This window comes from Clostridium sp. LIBA-8841, from assembly GCF_034439435.1.
Lineage (GTDB): Bacteria > Bacillota > Clostridia > Clostridiales > Clostridiaceae > Sarcina.
Genome location: NZ_JAPCKJ010000001.1, coordinates 37,148 through 56,948 on the forward strand (window position 1 = coordinate 37,148; position 19,801 = coordinate 56,948).

Sequence of the window (19,801 nt, forward strand, 5' to 3'; positions counted from 1 at the left end):
TTGTATAGTTTAAAGAATTATATTTTTTTGAAAGATCTATATTCAAATTAAATCACCTAAAGAATATTAACAATATATTATATTCTTTAGGTGATATTATTCTCTACATTTATTTTTCAAATGGATAAATTATTCCCCATTGCTCTCTAACATTATTCATAATATTTGTAACATCATATGTTAATTCCATACTCTTAGACTCTTGATTATTCCTTATGCTATTTTCCATAAAAATAACCTCATAATCTAAAGCCTTTTCAACCTCTCCAACTTCTATAACCTCTACTTTTCCATCTAAATAATTTATAGTAGCCTTATTAGCTCTTGGGAAATCATCAATTGTTACAAATCCATTATCACAAGAAACAATTCCTCTCTTAGGCATCTTAGATCTAAATGCTAAGGAAATTACAGCCATTTCATCCTCTTTAGTCTTTAATATTATTCCTGATTGTTCGTCAACACCAGTATTAGCTTTTTTAACTGTAGTTAGTATTTCTACGGGCATACTAGATAAGAAATATCTAGCAAAGGATAATGCATAAGTTCCTATATCTAAAAGTGCTCCTCCAGCTAAATCAATATTAAAAAATCTGTTATTTTCATCATATTCTTTAAAACTTCCAAAAGAAACTTGAATCATATTAACTTTTCCCAATTTACCATTTTTAATTTTATTTAATACCTTTTCATATAATGGCATATGGAATATAGTCATTGCTTCTTCTAAAACTAAATTATTTTCTTTTGCTATTTTTAAAGCTTCATCTAATTCTTTCTTATTTACAGTTATTGCTTTCTCGCAAAGGACATGTTTATTATTATTTAAACTTTTTATCATATATTCATAATGATTACTATGAGGTGTTGCTATATATATAGCATCTATTTCCTCATCATTTATCATTTCCTCATAGCTTCCATAAGCTTTTTTTACATTGTTTTCACTAGCAAATTTTTCAGCTCTCTCTTTATTTCTAGATGCTACAGCATAAACCTCGCCATTAACTCTATTTAGAGCCTTTGCAAAATCTCCAGCTATGTTTCCTGGTCCTAATATTCCCCATTTAAGTTTTTTCATATTTTCAGCTCCCATCTTTAATGTAAACTATGTCATTTAAATTCATTTTAAACTAATAAACACTTTTAAGCAAAGCTTATTTTAAAACAGAGTCATAAAAAAAGTTGTATTGTTTTTTATTAACTCATCTTTTTCTAAAAGATAACTTTTAATAAGATATTCAATACAACTTTTATTTTTTATTTGACTATGTTCTAGCTAAAATCAACACTAATTTAAAACATTGCCTTTTATTTAATTATATTTTTTAAATTTCTTACAAATAAACTTTCATCTACATTTCTGCTTCTTGAACACACTATAGCAGCTTGTATCACTGTAATTAATATGGATGTATTTCTTCTATATGCAATGTATTTATATTCCCATTTATGACTAAATTTCTCCTTAAATCTTCTTAATCCTTTGAAAGAATAAAAAGCTTGTCCGTTTTCATAAACTTGAAGTGCTAATTTTTCATTCCAAAAAGCATATTTAGATAATCCAACATTAGCTAGTGGCGCCATTCCCATATTAAAGATTTCATATCCATTTTCTTTTCCATATTCAATTAAACTTATGAACATAAAATCCATAACTCCTCTTGGAGTATTATTGCTAAACCTCATTAAATCTACAGAGAAGCTTTCATCATCATACATATACATAATATTAGCGAAGGCTTTTATCTCTCCCTCTGCATCTTTTAAGATAGCTATAGGAGCTTTACTTAAATAGTCTTCATCAAAAAATCCAACTGAAAATCCTTTTTCTTTTCTTCCATCTAACCATTCATCTGATATATCTTTTAAAGAATCTAAGAACTCTCTTGAAAATGGTGGCTCAACCATATGGAAAGTATATCCTTCCTTAGTTACCTTACTTCTTGAAGTTTTTAAACTCTTCATCTTGTTTCCTACAACTTTAAATTCTTTTACATCTACCTTAGCTTCTTCTCCAATTTTCATAAAATCATATCCATTAGAGTGAAGATAACTTATCATTTCATCATTAACTTGATAAAATACTGGTGTATAACCATAGTTGTCAGCATATTCACAGAACTTTTCTATTTCTCTAAATAAATTTTCCGTATTTCCTACAGGATTTCCTAAAACAAAAAGCTTGTCTCCATATACCTCATACTGAATAAATAGATCTTTATCTTCATTTAAATAAATATATTTGTCCTTTAAAAATACTAAATGAGTTAGGGAATCTCCCTTATATTCTTCTATTATTCTTTCAACCTCTTCCTTACATTCATCAAATACTCTTACAGGAATTTTTCTTCTTACATTGAAGAAATAGATAGCAACATAAATTACTGTTACTAATACAAATGCTATAAAACCAAATTTATACGCCATTTTATAAGGCATTTTACGCAATATTCCAACATATTTAAGATGTCTTCCAAATCTAATTAAAATGAAGAAATAAACTGAAAAAGATGCCATTAATATTGCCGAATCTATTATAGTATTTTTACAACTCACAACGAAACTATCTCTATAAAACATTCTTCTACTTAAATATAATATATATGCCACAATCATTATAAAAACTAATTCATATGGATTTATTCCTCTTGTAAGTGATAGCGGTATTCCTAAAAGAAGTAGAATCATACTTGTTTTATATATACTTTTAGCTCTATACTTCATCATAAGAGCTGTAAGCATTATTAAGAATCCTAATACTACACTCATTCCCATGGAAAGTCCTAATACTTGTTTTCCTAAAAGTTCTTTTAATAATCTTATTTTAAATAAATATTGTGGTGCTATATTTGATAAAGTTATAACCGCTCCTGATATGAATACTAAAGCTACTACTACTTTATAAGCCACTTTAGAAACTATTTCATATGGTAAACCATTAAACTTTTCATTTATTTTGCTACCAAAATCATGTACAAAAAGTAGTACACCAATAACTGCTGGAACTATAAAGTAACTTATTCTATAAAGTATTATAACTAGTAATGTTTGTTCTATAGGAATTCCAACGCCTTCTAATCCATTCATAAATGTTAAATCGAAAGTACCAATTCCACCTGGAATCATACTAATTATACCTATAACAGCTGCTTCAATATATATTGGTAAGAAAGTATTAACACTTATTGATGCTCCTGTTATTCTTAAAGTAGCGTAAATTAAAATTATAGTTGTAAGCCACTCTAAGAAAGATATAAATATAGTACCTAATGTACTGAAAAATTCTAATCTATCCTTTGTCTTAACATATTTATAAGTTGAATAAATTATAAATACTGGTGCATATAAAGCTATTATTGCTATAGCATACTTTATTACCCCCAAATTATTCCAAGAATATACTTGCATTCCCATATATGCACAACAAACGATTGATAATCCTGTTAGATTTAAAGCTACTATTTTACCTATTTCTTTTAATAACTTCTTTTTGTCATCTACGTACTCCCCATAGAAATATTGTTTAAATGCTAATGATGTAGCACCTCCAAAGCCAAGTAAACTCGCTATTGAACTGGCTATCCATGAATATTTGTAAAGTCTACTATTTTTTAACCTTATCCCTACTTTTTTCTTTAAAATAAAATCATAAAAAGATAATGGAATATATGAAATAATACCTAAAGCTGCAATTATTAATAGATTTACAAAATCTAATTTATTTCTATACATAAAGAAATACTCAGTATTAAAATTTCTAAATACTGAAGTAAACTCTCTTACTATAAACAGTATAACTACCGAAACAAATGCTATTTTTAAAAATAATTTTAATTTATCTCCTATTTTTAACTTCACTTTTTATCCTCCCATTGTTCAAATTTCAATAATATTATATATTCATAACGTAATTGTAAGCCATTGATTAATATTTCATTTACATTACAATTATGTAAGGATTCTATCTTAGAATAAAAAGGAAATCAATATAGAAAAGGTTACAATAACCGTATTTAACCTAATTATATGTAAAATTTAATGTAAATTTAAGAAAAGAAAAATAATTTAATTTTTGGTTTATCAAAAAACTTATTTGATTATTTATCATATATTTCACTTCTCTTGATATTTAAATATAACTCTTTTTTTCATTTCATCACCTCATTTATATATTTATCTAAAATGTATAAATATACTTAAATATTAATTTAAAAAAGCCATTATATTTAAAATATACAATGACTTTTTAAATTCTATTTACTTTTATTCTTTATTATTGTTTTAAAATTCATACCAAAATCATGAACATATAAAATTAAACCTATGACTGCTGGTAATATAAAATAACTTATTCTATAAAGTATTATTACTAAGAACGTTTGCTCTATTGGAATTCCTAATGCCTTAAATCCATTTATAAAGGTTAAATCAAAAGTTCCTAGTCCTCCTGGAACCATACTTGCTATCCCAATTGCTGTAGCTCTTATATAAACATAAAAATATTCAGCTATATTTATATGAGCACCTGTAATAAAAAGTATTAAATATATAAGTAGCATGTTTCCAATCCACTCTATAAAAGATATACCTATTACCCTTAAAACAAATCCCTCTTCTTCTTTTTTCTTTTTATATTTATATAATGAATTTATAACAACTAATGGTGTATATGTAGCAATTGCAAAAACTATATACTTTATAATTCCTAAATCTTTTAAATCTTTAAACTCTAGAAAAACATAAATTATACATAATATTGATAAACCACTTAAATTTAAAAATATTATCTTACCTATTTCTTTTAAAAGTTTCTTTTTATCTTTAACATGATTCCCATAAAAATATTGTTTAAAAGCTAATGAAGTTGCTCCACCAAACCCAAGTAAACTTGCTATTGAACTTGCTATCCAAGAATACTTATATAACTTTTTATTATTCATATCTATACCAACATTCTTTTTAAGAATAAAATCATAAAAAGATAAAGGCATATATGCTACAATACCAGCAATACCAATTAAAAATAGTTGTAGAAAATGCAATCTATCTCTATACATATTAAAATACTTAATATTAAATTCCTTAAACATATTTTTAAAACCAAATACTACTAAGACTAGTATTACTGTTATAAAACTTAATTTCAAGAAAAGCTTAATTCTATTATTTAATTTAATTTTCAAACCCTTTCTCTCCTTTTGCCTTTGTTAACATTTCATTAATATTATTTTACATTAAATTAAATAAAATTCAAAATATAATTTATATTTTTTAAGACATATAAAGCCTTTCTTTTTGTATACATATAAGAGTATTTGTATACATATAAGAGTATTTTTATACATATTTCTTATGTTTTACTTATTTTTTACGCATAATAATTGCATAATTATACTTTTAGTTGTATAATGCTATTATATTCTATTTATAACAAGGGGGCAATTTATTATGAAAAAATATAAAAAAGTAGTCTTAGCATATTCAGGAGGACTTGATACTTCTATTATCATACCGTGGTTAAAAGAAACTTATGGCTGTCAAGAAGTTATTGCAGTTGTTGGAAATGTGGGGCAAGAAGATGAACTTTACGAACTAGAGGAAAAAGCTGTAAATACTGGGGCGTCAAAAATATATATTGAAAATTTAAAAGAGGAATTTGTAAATGAATTTATATTTCCAACTATTCAAGCTGGGGCAACTTATGAAGGAAAATATTTACTTGGAACAGCATTTGCAAGACCTATCATCGCAAAGAGAATAGTTGAAATAGCAAAAAAAGAAGAAGCTGATGCTATTTGTCACGGCTGTACTGGTAAGGGAAATGATCAAGTAAGATTTGAACTTGCAATAAAAGCTTTTGCACCTGATATGCCAGTTATAGCACCATGGAGAATATGGGATATAAAATCTCGTGAAGAAGAGATAGAATATGCAATTAAGAAAAATATTCCTATAAATATAACTTACGAAACTAATTACAGTAAAGATAAAAATCTTTGGCACTTAAGTCATGAAGGTTTAGATTTAGAAGATCCATCAAATGAACCAGATTATAAGAAAATACTAGAACTTTCAAAGACATTAGAAGATGCACCAGATGAACCAACGTATATAACTATTAGTTTTGAAAAAGGTATTCCTCTAAAACTTAATGGTGAAAATTTAGATGGTGTTGGAATTATAAAAAAATTAAATAAGCTTGGTGGAGAAAATGCAATTGGAATAATTGATATGGTTGAAAATCGTTTAGTTGGTATGAAATCAAGAGGTGTATATGAAACTCCTGGTGGAACAATATTAAACTTTGCTCATAAGGAACTTGAATCAATTTGTCTAGATAAAGAAACTTCTCATTATAAAGAAATGGTTGCCTTAAAATTTGCTGATATTGTATATAATGGTCAATGGTACACTCCACTTAGAGAAGCTCTTTCAGCATTTGTTTCAAAAACACAAGAAAATGTAACTGGTGAAATAAAACTTAAATTATACAAAGGAAATATAGTTAACGCAGGAATTACATCACCTTATTCATTATATAGTGAAGAATTTGCAACCTTTGGCGAAGATTCTGTATATAATCAAAATGACTCTACTGGATTCATTAACTTATTTGGGTTACCTATAACAGTAAAAGCTAAACTTGATGAAACGTTAAAAGATATTTAAGGAGTTGATCATATGAAACTTTGGGGAGGAAGATTTAAATCAGGAACAAATACATTAGTAAATGATTTTAATTCATCAATAAGAATTGATAGTAGAATGTTTAAAGAAGATATTTTAGGAAGCTTAGCTCATGTTAAAATGCTAAGAAAGCAAGAGATAATTCCTGAAGATGCCTATAATAAAATCGAATCGGGATTAAATGATATTTTAATAAAATTAGAAAATAATCTTATAGAAATTGATGAGAACTCTGAAGATATCCATAGCTTTATAGAAGGTCTATTAACTTATTATATAGGACCATACGGCAAAATGCTTCATACTGGACGAAGCAGAAATGATCAAGTAACTCTTGATTTAAAACTTTATTTAAAAGGATATGTACCACTACTTATAAGAGATATTATTGATTTTTTAGAAGTACTTTATAAAAAATCTGAAGAAAATATAGATACCATAATGCCAGGATATACTCATATGCAAAAAGCTCAACCAATTACTTTTTCTCATCATCTCTTAGCTTATTGTGAAATGTTTAAACGTGATGTATCTAGACTTAAAGACTTTCTAATTAGATTAGATGAAATGCCACTTGGAAGTGGTGCTTTAGCTACATCGACTTATCCTATTGATAGAGATTTTGTAGCTAAAGAACTTGATTTTTCAAAAATAACTTTAAATAGTTTAGATTCAGTATCTGATAGAGATTATGTTATAGAAGTTTTGTCTACTCTATCAATTATAATGATGCATCTTTCTAGGTTTTCAGAAGAAGTTATTATTTGGTGTACAAATGAATTTAATTTTGTAGAATTGTCTGATGAATATAGTACTGGAAGTAGTATAATGCCTCAAAAGAAAAATCCTGATGTTGCAGAGCTTGTTCGTGGTAAAACTGGAAGGGTATATGGAGATTTAATTGCTTTACTTACAGTAATGAAGGGATTACCTTTAGCCTATAATAAAGATATGCAAGAGGATAAAGAAGCATTATTTGATGCATTAGATACAGTAAAACTATCACTTCAAACATTTTCTGGTATGATAGATACTATAAAAATAAATAAGGATATTATGAAAGATGGAGCTTCCAAAGGTTTTACTAATGCAACAGATCTTGCTGATTATCTTGTCAAAAAAGGAATTCCATTTAGAGATGCTCATGGAATTGTTGGAGAAACTGTTCTTTACTGCATAAAAGAAAATAAAGGAATTTCTGATCTTTCTTTACTAGAACTTAAAAGATTTTCTAATATCTTTGAAGAAGATGTTTATGAAGCTATTGATTTTTTTACTTGTGTCAATGAGAGAAAAGTTATTGGAGGACCGGCTAGAGAATCTATAGAGCTTCAGTTAAAATATCTTAAACAATTTATTGAAACTAACAAATAAAAAATTATAATTTAGATGGGCCGTACCAAAACTTAATAATAAAACTTATAAATATATTACTAGAATTACTGAATTTCACTAATAATTTATAAGTTTTATTCAGTTATTTTGATACAGCGCCTTCTTTTTTTATTAATTATAATAATACCTTTTTTAAACTCATATAAATATAACTCTAAACTTTCATCGTTTCATTAAAATCGTTTACACCTTTAAAAAAATCTTCTATATCTAAAAATACATCTTTTAATCTCCCTGAATTTATTACAGTATATTTTGATGCTTCTTTGTTTCTTAAAAGAGAATTATTAGGCAACTCTATGACATATTTATTTTCATCAATACTATTATTATTTATAACAATTACATCCTTGTTTTCTAAAAAAATATATAATTTTCTATTGCTATCATTTATAGGATTGTAATCTGTATTATCCTTTATACTTTCTTCATTTAAAACATTTGTTATTTCTTCAATACTTTTTTTCTCCAAATCATTAGGTATTGTATAATAATTTTCATATCTTTCTTCACTTATATAATATTTCATCGAAACCACTTCATGCTCTCTAATCTCAAAGGAAGTTAATTTAGTAATAAAGCCGACCATAATTATTCCCACAATAAAAACTACTACTACTATAGGAATTAAAATTCTCTTTCTCATAAAAATCCCTCCTATTTTTTTTATTCATACAGTAGTGATATTACAATATTTTTCAATATTTTTAAAGTTATACTGCATAACTGGTCTTTTTTCGTGCATAACTGGTCTTATTTTGTAAATAATATCCAGATAAAATTTTCTATTTTCTACCCTAAAATGATATTTTTATAAAAAATAAAAGATATATTTAAATATATCTTTTATTTCTCTTACTATTATTTAAGTAATCCACTAAAGTTATTTTACTTAAATCATTTACTTGCATATTATTTAAATGTAAATATATATAATTTAAAATATCAATTTGTTCTGATACAGAAAATATATTACCATACTTATTTTCAAAATTAATATATATAATTTCATCTATCTTTTCTTTATACTTTAAAACTAAATTTTCAAGATTTTTAACATACTCTTCTTTTATAAAATCTAGTGCATATAAAAGTTCTATTTCTATCTTATTCTTTATACTTTCAGATCCTATGAATTTTTCTAAGTCAATTAAAATTCTACTCTTTAAAAACCCTTTATTATAAAAATCTATTAATTTAAAGAAACGCTTATTTAATGAACTATAATCAACCTTTTGTGATTCATAAAGCTTATGTTCTTCCATGCTTATTCCTAGATTATTTTGTATATCAAGAAAGTTTTGAAAAATCTTTTTTTCACCCTTTAAATATATACTGAATATTTCCTCATTTAATATATTTAATTCTAAAACTTCATTTTTTATTATATCTATAACATTTAGATTAACGTCTTCATGTGAAATTAATTTTATTTCATTTAATATAGATTTACTATCTAGATTTATTTTCTCTTTTAGTCTTTCTGTAGAATTATTTAAAAATTTCTTTAGTTCTATTAAAAACTCTTTTTCTATTTCTTTACCTTTAACCCCAAAACTAATCCTTAATTCATTATGGTATGAATATGCACCATTTAAAGCTTCTTTATATTCATTGATGTTTGGTAATACCTCATATTTTAAGTTTAATAAAAATTCCTCTATAATTTCTTCTTCTGATAACTCAATACTCTTATCATTTAAATCTTCAATTTTAATATTTATAATATTTAATTCTTTTCTAACAGACTTCAAAAATGAATCTACTTCATTTTTATTTTCACAATCATTTTTTGTAATCTTTTCTAAATTATCTAAGCTTTCCTTTAATAATTCTAAATAACTCTTTAATTTTAAGCACATCATATCTAACTTGTTTTCTTTTTCATATTTCTTTATACTACTATATAGTTTTAAAAACTTTTTCTCTAAATCTGATGGGATCTTATTTTCTATAATATTATCACTACTTTTTAATTCATACTCTTTAACCAGCATAATTTTTCTCCTAAAATAACACAGCTAAAACACCTACAATAGCTACAATTGAAACTAAAAAATAATATTTTTTTTCAAACTCACTTTTCAACTCATCATTAAAATATGGTTCAGTTATCTCTTTATTATTACTAGCCATTTTCTTATCTATATTATTAATTTTATCTCCAAGCCTTCTAGTCGCATCAATAGCATCAGCATTATATTTTGCTATTGTGCTATTTAATAACTCCATAGAGTTGTCCATATTAGTGTTTCCTTCTTCCAATAAGTCCTTTAATTCATCAAAATCCAATTTAGCTTTATGTTCTAATCTCTCAAAACTATTTTCTATATGCTCTCTAAATTGTAACAAGGAGTTTTCTAAATCTCCTTTACTAATCTTCAATCTGTTCTCTAATTTATTAACGCAATTCATCATTTTTAAACATTCGCCTTTTAGCATTTTATCAATTTCTTCTATTTTCTCTATATGCTCCTTGGCTATATTATTGCTTAAATTTACACTTTTAGTTAAATCTTCAGCTATTTCTTTTAAATTATCTATATTGTGCATTCCCTCTTCTTGAGATAATTCACATATATTTTTATTTATAATACTAATTTGTCTATTTAAGGCCTCAATTTCATTAAATGTTTCCTTAGCTTTCTCTTGAAGAACATATATATTGGCTCTAGATTTAGTAGATAGTTCTTCTATATTATTTAAAAATTTATTAGCTTTATTCTCAAATGTTTTTTCTCCCTGTTCAATACCTAGATTAAAATCCGATATAGCATCATCTAGTATTACTTTTAAATTATTTTGTAAACTTATTAAATTGTTTCTATTTATCGTAGCAGTTTTTTCTGAAGTACTTGCAAGAGTCTTTATTAAATTTTCTTCTGTAAGCTTCAAATCTCTATAAATAGATTTATCAAAGACGGATTTACTTATTTCTGAAACTAATTCATTAAACTCATCTATTAAATTATCCTCATTTAAATTATCCTCATTTAAATTATCCTCATTTCTATTTTCCATAACTTCCTCCTAACCCACTACCTAGATGCTTTTATGCACCATAAAAATTCATTTACTACTAAATATCCCTAATAAAAGCCATAAAATTTAACTCTTCTTTACAATAATTATACTTTATTTTCCATATATGTAAATAAGCTCTGCTCACTGTTTTAAATAATTTAATTTTTACAAAAAAAATAAACCAGTAGATTAAATTCTACCGGTCTATCTTTTCTTTAATTATTATCCATTATTTTAGCTAAAAGACTTAATATTTCAGTATATAACCATATTAAAGTTACCATTAAGCCAAAAGCTCCGTACCACTCCATATATTTAGGATATCCATATTGTTCAGCTTTTAATATGAAATCATAATCCATTATTAAACTTGCTGTAGCCACTACTACAACAAACAAACTAAATCCAATACCAATTATTCCTGAACCATATATAGGTAACATTATTCCAAAGAAGCTAAGTATCATTCCTAATAAGTAAATAGCTGCAATTGATATTATTGCTATGAAAACTCCTTTTCTTATTCTTCCTGCTACCTCTGGTGTTCTTCTATATATAAGAACTGTTGCTACTAAGCATATTATTGTTAAAAGTATAGCTGGAAATACAATTCCAGGAAACATACTTTCAAAGTATCTAGATATAGAACCTAAAAGAACCCCTTCAAAGGCAGCATAGAAAACTGCTGTGTATTGTGCAATTTTTGGTATAAATGATGTTAATAATCCTAAAATTAAGGCACCTATCATTGATACTACTAAAGCACTTCTATAATTTACATCAGGATTTTGAAAAGCTATCCAACTATAAACAAAAGCAACTCCTAAGATTGCTGTCATTATTAATATCTTAACTATAGTCCCTCTTACTGTCATGGTAGTTCCATCACTAACAGCCTTTTCAAAGCCAACTGCTAATGCAGGATTTGTTTCTTTTCTCATATTCTTACCTCCTTATATAAGTATAATTTATTTACTATAGTTTAAATTATATAGTCAAAGTATGTCAAATTTGTTTCATTTTATACTTTAGATATATAAATCTTATGTATTATTTCATTAAAACCAACTTATAATTATTAAACTTAAAAATATAAAGACTGCATTAAAAGTAAATAGAAAATATAAATATAATATTTATATATATTCATATCCCATTTTATATTTTAATACAGCCTTTCTTTAGTCTTCCTCTGAATCAACCCACTCATTCAAGCAATAATTCCCAAAGGTTTCTTTTATTATATTATTACTATTGCATCTAGGACACTTTTTATTATTTTTTAAAAATAAAATTCTCTTAAGTAGTCCTATATTAAATTCATTACCACAATCTATACAGATAAATCCATAAGTGCATACTATCCAAAGTCTATATAAAAAAATTTCTAAAACTACATATGTTAAAAAAAGTATTCCACCACTTAAATTCATTGGTTTTAATATATACGCAATTACAGCTGTTGAAATCAATATAATACTAAAAATTATTACACTAATTTTATTTTTTTTAGATTTCATATGAAATTGCTCCTTAATATTATTTAAATGACTTTATTATTTTTCACTCCTTAAATAATAATCTATTGACTTAGCAGCTTTTTTGCCTGCTCCCATAGCAAGTATAACTGTAGCAGCTCCTGTCACAGCATCTCCCCCAGCATAAACTCCCTTTAGAGAAGTCTTTAAACTTTCTTCTTCAACAACAAGACATCCTCTCTTATTAACCTCTAGTCCTTTTGTTGTTGATGATATTAATGGATTAGGTGAGGTTCCTAAAGACATTATTACGCTATCTACTTCCATAATAAACTCTGACCCGTCAATTTCTATTGGCTTTCTTCTACCTGATGAATCAGCTTCTCCAAGTTCCATCCTTATACATTTTATTCCATTAACCCATCCTTTTTCATCAGTTAATATTTCAGTAGGGTTAGTTAAAATATCTAAAACAACTCCTTCTTGCTTAGCATGATGTACCTCTTCTAATCTAGCTGGTAATTCCTTTTCACTTCTTCTGTAAATTATATGAGTTTCTGCTCCTAATCTTAAGGCTGTTCTTGCTGCATCCATAGCAACATTTCCTCCACCAACTACAGCAACCTTATCTCCTAAGTTTAAAGGAGTGTTGCATTCTCCTTGAAAAGCCTTCATAAGATTTACTCTAGTTAATACTTCATTGGCTGAAAAAACTCCATTAGCAGTTTCGCCTGGAATTCCCATAAACTTAGGAAGTCCTGCCCCTGATCCTATAAAAACTGCTTTAAAGCCTTCATTTTCTATTAATTCATTAATATCAACAGTCTTTCCAACAACAACATTGTTTTCTATTTTAACGCCTAATTTTTTTATTTGTTCTATCTCATACTTAACCACCTTTTCCTTAGGTAGTCTAAATTCAGGAATTCCATAAACTAAAACTCCACCAGCCTCATGTAATGCTTCAAAAATAGTTACATCATAACCCAATTTAGCCAATTCTCCTGCACAGGTTAACCCTGCTGGCCCACTTCCAATTACAGCAACCTTTTCTAAAATCTCTCCATTACCTTTTAAAGTGCTTATTGAATTTTTCTTAGCCCAATCTGCTATAAATCGTTCTAATTGCCCTATGGATACTGCTTCTCCTTTTATTCCCAAAACACATTTTCCTTCACATTGAACTTCTTGTGGACAAACTCTTCCACATACTGCTGGTAGAGAATTATATTTTGATAATTCCTCAAAAGATGATGAAAAGTCTCCTTTTTTTATAAAAGATATAAAACCAGGTATATTTACAGAAACAGGACATCCTTCCATACACTTAGGATTTTTACACCCTAAACACCTTTTTGCCTCTTCAATAGCGTCTTCTTTCTTATATCCTAAAGAAACCTCATTGAAGTTATTTACTCTTTCTAAAGGATCTTGCTCTTTTGCTTTAACTCTTTTCTTTTTTAAATTACTCATTTTTTAAATCACCTCTACATCCACATCCACCATGACTGTGTGTTTTTCCCTCTTTAAGCTTTAAAAAAGCTCTTCCTTCCTCAGTTTTATACATAGCTTGTCTTCTAATTGATTCATCAAAATCTACTAAATGCCCATCAAACTCTGGTCCATCAACACAAGCAAACTTAACTTCTCCTCCTACTGTAACCCTACATGCTCCACACATTCCTGTTCCATCAACCATTATAGGATTTAAACTTACTATAGTAGGAATATTTAACTCCTTTGTAAGACTACACATAAACTTCATCATTACCATAGGCCCAATTACAATTGCCTTATCATATTTTAATCCCTTATTTTTAACTAAATCATTCAATAGTTCAGTTACTTTACCTTTAAATCCATAACTTCCATCATCCGTTGCTATATATAAGTTTTCTGAAACTTCCTTAAGCTCCTTTTCAAATATTAATAACTCCTTATTTCTAGCTCCTACTATAACATCTGCATTAATCCCATTATTATGAAGCCATTTTACTTGAGGATATATAGGTGCTGCTCCTACTCCTCCAGCTACAAAGAGTATTTTTTTATTTTTTAACTTTTCAATATTCTCATGTATAAACTCACTTTCTTTTCCTAAGGGACCAACAAAATCATTTATATAGTCTCCTTTATTGTATTTCCCAAGCTCTACCGTAGTTGCTCCAAGACTTTGAACAACAATAGTTACACTTTTATCCTTAGCATTATAATCAGCTATTGTTAAAGGAATTCTCTCTCCCTTTTCATTAGTTCTAAGTATAATGAATTGACCAGGCTTAGCTTTATTAGCTACTCTTGGCGCTTCAACCTTCATTAAATAAACTGATTCATTTAAATATTTTTTCTCTAAAATCTTAAACATAGATCTAAACTCTCCTAAATTTTATTTATAGCTTTATTTTATAAATAAGCTCTTGTTTTAGGTGAATGTTGATTTTGGGCTAGCCCTTCAGACCATGTTAATGAACAGTTATAGCTAAAAATCAACACTAGTCTAAAACATGAACTATAAATAAAAAACCTCTAAATTTATCTTTAGAGGTTTCTCTTTTATCTTAAAGCTTATTTTAAATTAGCTTTATAAATTATAAAGCCATGAATTTTTTATAAGATAAACTTCATTAAAGTTTAACTGATAAATTATATAAATATGAAGTTAGTCTCACTTTATATTTATACTTTAAAAGTCAACATTATTACCATAATACGTACAAGTATAAAGTTTTTCCATAGTTTCATCATTTATTTCTCTTGGATTGGAACCTGTGCATGGATCTAATACTGCATTATGGGCTATAAATTTAAGATTATCCTTAAACTCAGTTTCATCTACTCCATATTCTTTCATAGAACATGGTATATTTAATTCTTTATTTAATTTATTTATTAACTCTATAAGAGCATCGGTTAATTCACAGTCATTTTCTCCTTTTAATCCAATATGTCTAGCTATATCACCATATCTATTTTCACAAGCTTTTCTATTATATTTAATTACATATGGTAAGAAAATAGCATTGGCACAACCATGAGGTATATGGAATACAGCTCCTACTTTATGAGCCATAGAATGCACTATACCTAAAAGAGCATTTGAGAAAGCCATTCCTGCTAGACATTGAGCCTCATGCATTTCGCCTCTTGCTTTCATATCTCCCTTAAAGGAGTTTACTAAATGAGTATTCACCATTTCTATTGCTTTTAAAGCTAATGGATCTGTGAAATTAGAGCTTTGACTTGCTGTATAAGCTTCAATAGCATGAGTTAACGCATCCATTCCTGTGTGAGCTACTAACTTTTCTGGCATAGTTTCAGCTAAACTTGGATCTACAATAGCTATATCTGGTGTGATTTCAAAATCAGCTAATGGATACTTAATCTTAGCTTTGTAATCAGTTATTACTGAAAAAGCAGTAACTTCAGTAGCAGTTCCAGATGTTGATGGAATAGCTATGAATTTTGCTTTTTTTCTGAGCTTAGGTAATCCAAAAGGAACAATAGCTTCTTCAAAGGTAAAATCAGGATATTCATAAAAAATCCACATAGCCTTTGCTGCATCAATAGGTGATCCTCCTCCTATTGAAACTATCCAATCTGGTCCAAAAGCTTCCATTTCTTTAGCACCCTTCATAACTGTTTCAACTGAAGGATCTGGTTCTACTCCTTCAAATACCTTTGTTTCTATTCCAGCTTCCCTTAAATATCCTTCAACCTTATCTAAGAAGCCAAATCTTTTCATTGAACCTCCGCCAATAACAATAAAAGCTTTTTTTCCTTCTAAAGTTTTTAGTATTTCTAAAGAATCTTTTCCATGATATAAATCTCTTGGTAAAGTAAATCTTGCCATGCTAATGCCTCCTAACATAATAGTAACATTGTATATTTTTTCAAATAAAATAGGTTTTATACCTAGTATAAAACCTACTTTACATTTTATTTCTTATAATTAAATTTTATTCCTAAATTCTATTTATTTTCTTTCTTCCACTGATCTAATTGACTTTGCATTTCTGTTTTAACCTTTTCTAATCCACAGTCATATAACTTTTTGTTTAATCTTTCTAAACCATCAACTGCATCTATAGAACCAGAGAATAATAATCTTTCAAACTCTTTAAGTGCGTTATTTATAGCAGTTATTTCTGATGTAACTGGTTCTGTATTAAACTTAAATCCTAATACAGGTGAAGATTTAGATGCATCATTAAACTCTTCAAAAGCTTGCCATTTATCTTTTGGGTCACTATCTAAAACATAAGTATCAAATAGATTTCCATATGCCCAACTTGTTACATTATAATTTTCTTGACCTTCAGGAGTTCTCTTTATTTGATTATCACTAACTTTTTCATAGTGAGTTCCCTCTAATCCAAACATTAACATATTTCTTAATGTAGAATCAGTATTTATTAAATTAATAAGCTCCATAGCCTTTTCTGGATTCTTAGATGTTGCTGATATAGCTGTCATTGCTCCTGTTGTTGAGTTATTTGATACAAAAGGATCTATTATAGATGTTGAAACAACCTCATAACCTGCGTTTTTACTCCATATGTTATCTGCATAAGGCTGACCATCAGATTTCGATACGAATCTCTTAATTTCTTTTTCCATATTTTTAACTGCAGCATCTTGATTTATATATCCTTTTTCATAATACTCTCTAAGCTTTATAATCATTGCTTTCATTTCTTCAGTTTCATATATATTTTGAACTGTTAAAGTTTCATCATCTAAGAAAACACCTAAGGGTCTTAGAAGATCATCAAAATTAATTGGTAGAGTATCTCCCTGAGTATAGAATGGTACTACATCAGGTTCATTTTCTTTTATAATCTTAAGCCATGGCTCTAAGTCCTCTACTGTATGAATGTCTTCATAAGGTATGTTATATTTATCTACATATTCCTTAGTAAATACCCACATAGGAGCTATTCCTATTTCCTTTTGGTTCGGAACGGCATAAATCTTTCCATCAATTTCAGCCCCCTTCCAAAGTCTTTCATCAATAACATCCTTAAGTTCTGCCCCATGAGAATCTATAAGATCATTTAATTCCATAAATGCACCTTTTCTAGCATTTTCCAAATATGGATTTGCCCATGAACATGTAAATATTAAATCAAATTCTTCTCCTGAATTTGATAAAACATTGGTTTTTTGAGTATAATCACCAAAGTCTATAGATTTAATATCAACAGTTGCATTTATTTTGTCCTTTATATATTTATTTACTTCCTCTTCAACTAAATCACCATCTTTAGGATTTGCTCCTATAACGTACCAAACCAAATTAACTGGTTTATCTCCGTCAGCTGAATTTGAAATTCCTCCGGATCCTCCACATCCAGTTAGTACAACTGAAGTTGTAACCATGGCTCCTAACATTATTGCTAGTAATTTTTTTCTTTTAAGCATTTTTATTTCCCCCTTAAATGATATTTAAATCACATCATTATATATGTTTATTTTTTTACATGATATAACATATTCCACAGAATTTAATAAAACGTTTACAACAATAGTTTTTAGTTAATAAAAGGGGACTTATTAGTCCCCCTTTCTAAATTCTATTTATTTTCTTTTTTCCATTCATCTAATTGTTTTTGCATTTCAACTTTTATATCTTCTAATCCAGCATCATATAATTTCTTGTTTAACTTTTCTAATGATTCTTCAGTATTTACTGAACCAGTATATAACGGTCTTATAAACTCACTTAATACATTGTTTACAGCTGATATTTGCGTTACAACTGGCTCTGTATTAAACTTAAATCCTAAGATAGTTGATGTCTCAGCATTTTTGTTAAATTCTTCAAAAGCATCCCACTTATCCTTAGGGTCGGCATCTAAAACATAAGTATCAAATAGGTTACCATATGCCCAACTTGTTACATTGTATGGTCCATTTGGATCCCTCTTTATTTGGTTATCACTAACTTTTTCATAGTGAGTTCCCTCTAATCCAAACATTAACATATTTCTTAATGTAGAATCAGTATTTACTAAGTTAATAAGCTCCATAGCCTTTTCTGGATTCTTAGATGTTGCTGATATAGCTGTCATTGCCCCTGTTGTTGAATTATTTGTAACGTATGAAGGTATTATTGATGAAGTTACAACTGGACGTCCTAAAGATTGTCCCCATCCATTTTCAGCATATGGTTGTCCATCTGCCTTCCATACAAATCTCTTAACTTCACTTTGCATATTATTTACTGCTGCATCTTGATTTATATATCCCTTTTCATAAAATTCTCTTAATTTACTTAAAAGATACTTTAATTCTTCAGTTTCATATAAATTTTTAACTGTTAAACTTTCATCATCATAGAATATTCCTAAAGGTGACATTATATCTTCAACGCCCTCTAATGGAATTCCATCTCCTTGAGTATAGAATGGAACAAAATCTGGTTCCTTTTCTTTTATAAGTTGAAGCCATGGCTCTAAATCATCTACAGAGTGAATATCCTCATATGGAACATCATATTTTTCAACAAGCTCTTTATCAAATACCCACATAGGTGCTGCTGCTATCTCCTTTTGATTTGGCACTGCATATATACCTCCATCAACCTCTGCTCCCTTCCAAAGCCTTTCATCTATAACGCCTTTAAGCTCAGCTCCTTCTTTATCTATAAGATCATTTAATTCTAAGAAAGCTCCCTTTCTAGCATTATCTAAATATGGGAAAGCCCATGAACATGTAAATGCTAAGTCATATTCCTCTCCTGAGTTAGCTAAAACATTCATTTTTTGAGTGTAATCTCCAAAAGAAATATGTTTAATATCAACTGTAGCATTTATCTTGTCCTTTATATATTTATTGACTTCTTCTTCTACCACTTCATTATCAGCTGGTGCATCCCCTATTACATACCATACTAAATTCACTGGTTTCTCTCCTTCTCCACCTGATGAAGCGCTTCCACCTGAGCCACATCCAGTTAAAAGAGCAGATGTTCCAATCATTCCTCCTAATATTAATGCTATTATTTTTTTGTGTTTAAGCATTTTTATTTTCCCCCTTAAGTAAAACTATTAATTTCTTGTAATATATATTTATTATGTAAACCAAATTATTATTCTTATTTCATTAACATTTAATAAAACGTTTACTTAAAATAAATAAAGGTGATTACCAATAGATATTTAAAATAAAAAATAGCTAATTTAAAAATTAGCTATTTTATAATAATTAGATTA

The 19,801-nt window shown here is 27.6% G+C and carries 15 protein-coding genes; 2 read left to right on the plus strand and 13 right to left on the minus strand.

What is annotated here, in order from left to right:
* Positions 1–109 precede the first annotated feature (109 nt).
* The 3 genes from OIF33_RS00130 to OIF33_RS00140 form a co-directional block, all read right to left on the minus strand.
* Positions 110–1,081, minus strand: coding sequence for a Gfo/Idh/MocA family oxidoreductase (locus OIF33_RS00130; RefSeq protein ID WP_322502193.1), 972 nt, complete (start codon positions 1,079–1,081; stop codon positions 110–112).
* 230 nt (positions 1,082–1,311) lie between these two features.
* The gene (mprF, locus tag OIF33_RS00135) at positions 1,312–3,861 is read right to left on the minus strand and encodes a bifunctional lysylphosphatidylglycerol flippase/synthetase MprF (protein WP_322502194.1); all 2,550 of its coding nucleotides are present in this window, start codon (positions 3,859–3,861) and stop codon (positions 1,312–1,314) included.
* A gap of 395 nt (positions 3,862–4,256) precedes the next feature.
* Positions 4,257–5,186, minus strand: a complete 930-nt coding sequence (locus tag OIF33_RS00140) for a flippase-like domain-containing protein (protein ID WP_322502195.1) — start codon at positions 5,184–5,186, stop codon at positions 4,257–4,259.
* 265 nt (positions 5,187–5,451) lie between these two features.
* On the opposite strand from OIF33_RS00140, the gene OIF33_RS00145 reads away from it, so the two are divergent.
* Both OIF33_RS00145 and argH read left to right on the plus strand, forming a co-directional pair.
* Complete coding sequence (locus tag OIF33_RS00145; protein WP_322502196.1) at positions 5,452–6,672, plus strand: argininosuccinate synthase; 1,221 nt, start codon at positions 5,452–5,454, stop codon at positions 6,670–6,672.
* Between the two features lie 12 nt (positions 6,673–6,684).
* Positions 6,685–8,064, plus strand: a complete 1,380-nt coding sequence (gene argH, locus OIF33_RS00150; protein WP_322502197.1) for an argininosuccinate lyase — start codon at positions 6,685–6,687, stop codon at positions 8,062–8,064.
* A gap of 175 nt (positions 8,065–8,239) precedes the next feature.
* Here the strand turns inward: argH and OIF33_RS00155 are convergent, their stop codons facing one another.
* From OIF33_RS00155 to OIF33_RS00200, 10 genes are all read right to left on the minus strand, one after another.
* Positions 8,240–8,731, minus strand: coding sequence for a hypothetical protein (locus tag OIF33_RS00155; RefSeq protein ID WP_322502198.1), 492 nt, complete (start codon positions 8,729–8,731; stop codon positions 8,240–8,242).
* A gap of 187 nt (positions 8,732–8,918) precedes the next feature.
* Positions 8,919–10,082 (minus strand): hypothetical protein, encoded by a 1,164-nt coding sequence (locus OIF33_RS00160; RefSeq protein WP_322502199.1) that lies wholly within the window; start codon positions 10,080–10,082, stop codon positions 8,919–8,921.
* A 10-nt stretch (positions 10,083–10,092) separates the two neighbouring features.
* The gene (locus tag OIF33_RS00165) at positions 10,093–11,106 is read right to left on the minus strand and encodes a hypothetical protein (protein WP_322502200.1); all 1,014 of its coding nucleotides are present in this window, start codon (positions 11,104–11,106) and stop codon (positions 10,093–10,095) included.
* Positions 11,107–11,324: 218 nt separating this feature from the next.
* The gene (locus tag OIF33_RS00170; protein ID WP_322502201.1) at positions 11,325–12,050 is read right to left on the minus strand and encodes a Bax inhibitor-1/YccA family protein; all 726 of its coding nucleotides are present in this window, start codon (positions 12,048–12,050) and stop codon (positions 11,325–11,327) included.
* A gap of 240 nt (positions 12,051–12,290) precedes the next feature.
* The gene (locus tag OIF33_RS00175) at positions 12,291–12,629 is read right to left on the minus strand and encodes a hypothetical protein (RefSeq protein WP_322502202.1); all 339 of its coding nucleotides are present in this window, start codon (positions 12,627–12,629) and stop codon (positions 12,291–12,293) included.
* Between the two features lie 36 nt (positions 12,630–12,665).
* Positions 12,666–14,060 (minus strand): NADPH-dependent glutamate synthase, encoded by a 1,395-nt coding sequence (gltA, locus tag OIF33_RS00180; RefSeq protein ID WP_322502203.1) that lies wholly within the window; start codon positions 14,058–14,060, stop codon positions 12,666–12,668.
* Positions 14,053–14,952, minus strand: a complete 900-nt coding sequence (locus tag OIF33_RS00185) for a sulfide/dihydroorotate dehydrogenase-like FAD/NAD-binding protein (RefSeq protein WP_322502204.1) — start codon at positions 14,950–14,952, stop codon at positions 14,053–14,055. The genes gltA and OIF33_RS00185 overlap by 8 nt, the downstream gene beginning before the upstream one ends.
* A 318-nt stretch (positions 14,953–15,270) precedes the next feature.
* On the minus strand, positions 15,271–16,437 hold the full coding sequence (locus OIF33_RS00190; RefSeq protein WP_322502205.1) for an iron-containing alcohol dehydrogenase: 1,167 nt from the start codon (positions 16,435–16,437) through the stop codon (positions 15,271–15,273).
* Positions 16,438–16,556: 119 nt separating this feature from the next.
* Positions 16,557–18,008, minus strand: a complete 1,452-nt coding sequence (locus OIF33_RS00195; RefSeq protein ID WP_322502206.1) for an ABC transporter substrate-binding protein — start codon at positions 18,006–18,008, stop codon at positions 16,557–16,559.
* A 152-nt stretch (positions 18,009–18,160) separates the two neighbouring features.
* Complete coding sequence (locus OIF33_RS00200; RefSeq protein WP_322502207.1) at positions 18,161–19,609, minus strand: ABC transporter substrate-binding protein; 1,449 nt, start codon at positions 19,607–19,609, stop codon at positions 18,161–18,163.
* Positions 19,610–19,801: the final 192 nt, after the last annotated feature.

Excerpts from the sequence above, each read along its gene's own strand:
- OIF33_RS00185 (WP_322502204.1), bottom strand. The coding sequence starts at position 14,952 with ATGTTTAAGATTTTAGAGAAAAAATATTTAAATGAATCAGTTTATTTA.
- OIF33_RS00175 (WP_322502202.1), bottom strand. The coding sequence starts at position 12,629 with ATGAAATCTAAAAAAAATAAAATTAGTGTAATAATTTTTAGTATTATA.
- OIF33_RS00195 (WP_322502206.1), bottom strand. The coding sequence starts at position 18,008 with ATGCTTAAAAGAAAAAAATTACTAGCAATAATGTTAGGAGCCATGGTT.
- OIF33_RS00190 (WP_322502205.1), bottom strand. The coding sequence starts at position 16,437 with ATGGCAAGATTTACTTTACCAAGAGATTTATATCATGGAAAAGATTCT.
- OIF33_RS00130 (WP_322502193.1), bottom strand. The coding sequence starts at position 1,081 with ATGAAAAAACTTAAATGGGGAATATTAGGACCAGGAAACATAGCTGGA.
- OIF33_RS00160 (WP_322502199.1), bottom strand. The coding sequence starts at position 10,082 with ATGCTGGTTAAAGAGTATGAATTAAAAAGTAGTGATAATATTATAGAA.
- OIF33_RS00170 (WP_322502201.1), bottom strand. The coding sequence starts at position 12,050 with ATGAGAAAAGAAACAAATCCTGCATTAGCAGTTGGCTTTGAAAAGGCT.
- gltA (WP_322502203.1), bottom strand. The coding sequence starts at position 14,060 with ATGAGTAATTTAAAAAAGAAAAGAGTTAAAGCAAAAGAGCAAGATCCT.
- OIF33_RS00165 (WP_322502200.1), bottom strand. The coding sequence starts at position 11,106 with ATGGAAAATAGAAATGAGGATAATTTAAATGAGGATAATTTAAATGAG.
- OIF33_RS00145 (WP_322502196.1), top strand. The coding sequence starts at position 5,452 with ATGAAAAAATATAAAAAAGTAGTCTTAGCATATTCAGGAGGACTTGAT.
- argH (WP_322502197.1), top strand. The coding sequence starts at position 6,685 with ATGAAACTTTGGGGAGGAAGATTTAAATCAGGAACAAATACATTAGTA.
- OIF33_RS00155 (WP_322502198.1), bottom strand. The coding sequence starts at position 8,731 with ATGAGAAAGAGAATTTTAATTCCTATAGTAGTAGTAGTTTTTATTGTG.
- OIF33_RS00200 (WP_322502207.1), bottom strand. The coding sequence starts at position 19,609 with ATGCTTAAACACAAAAAAATAATAGCATTAATATTAGGAGGAATGATT.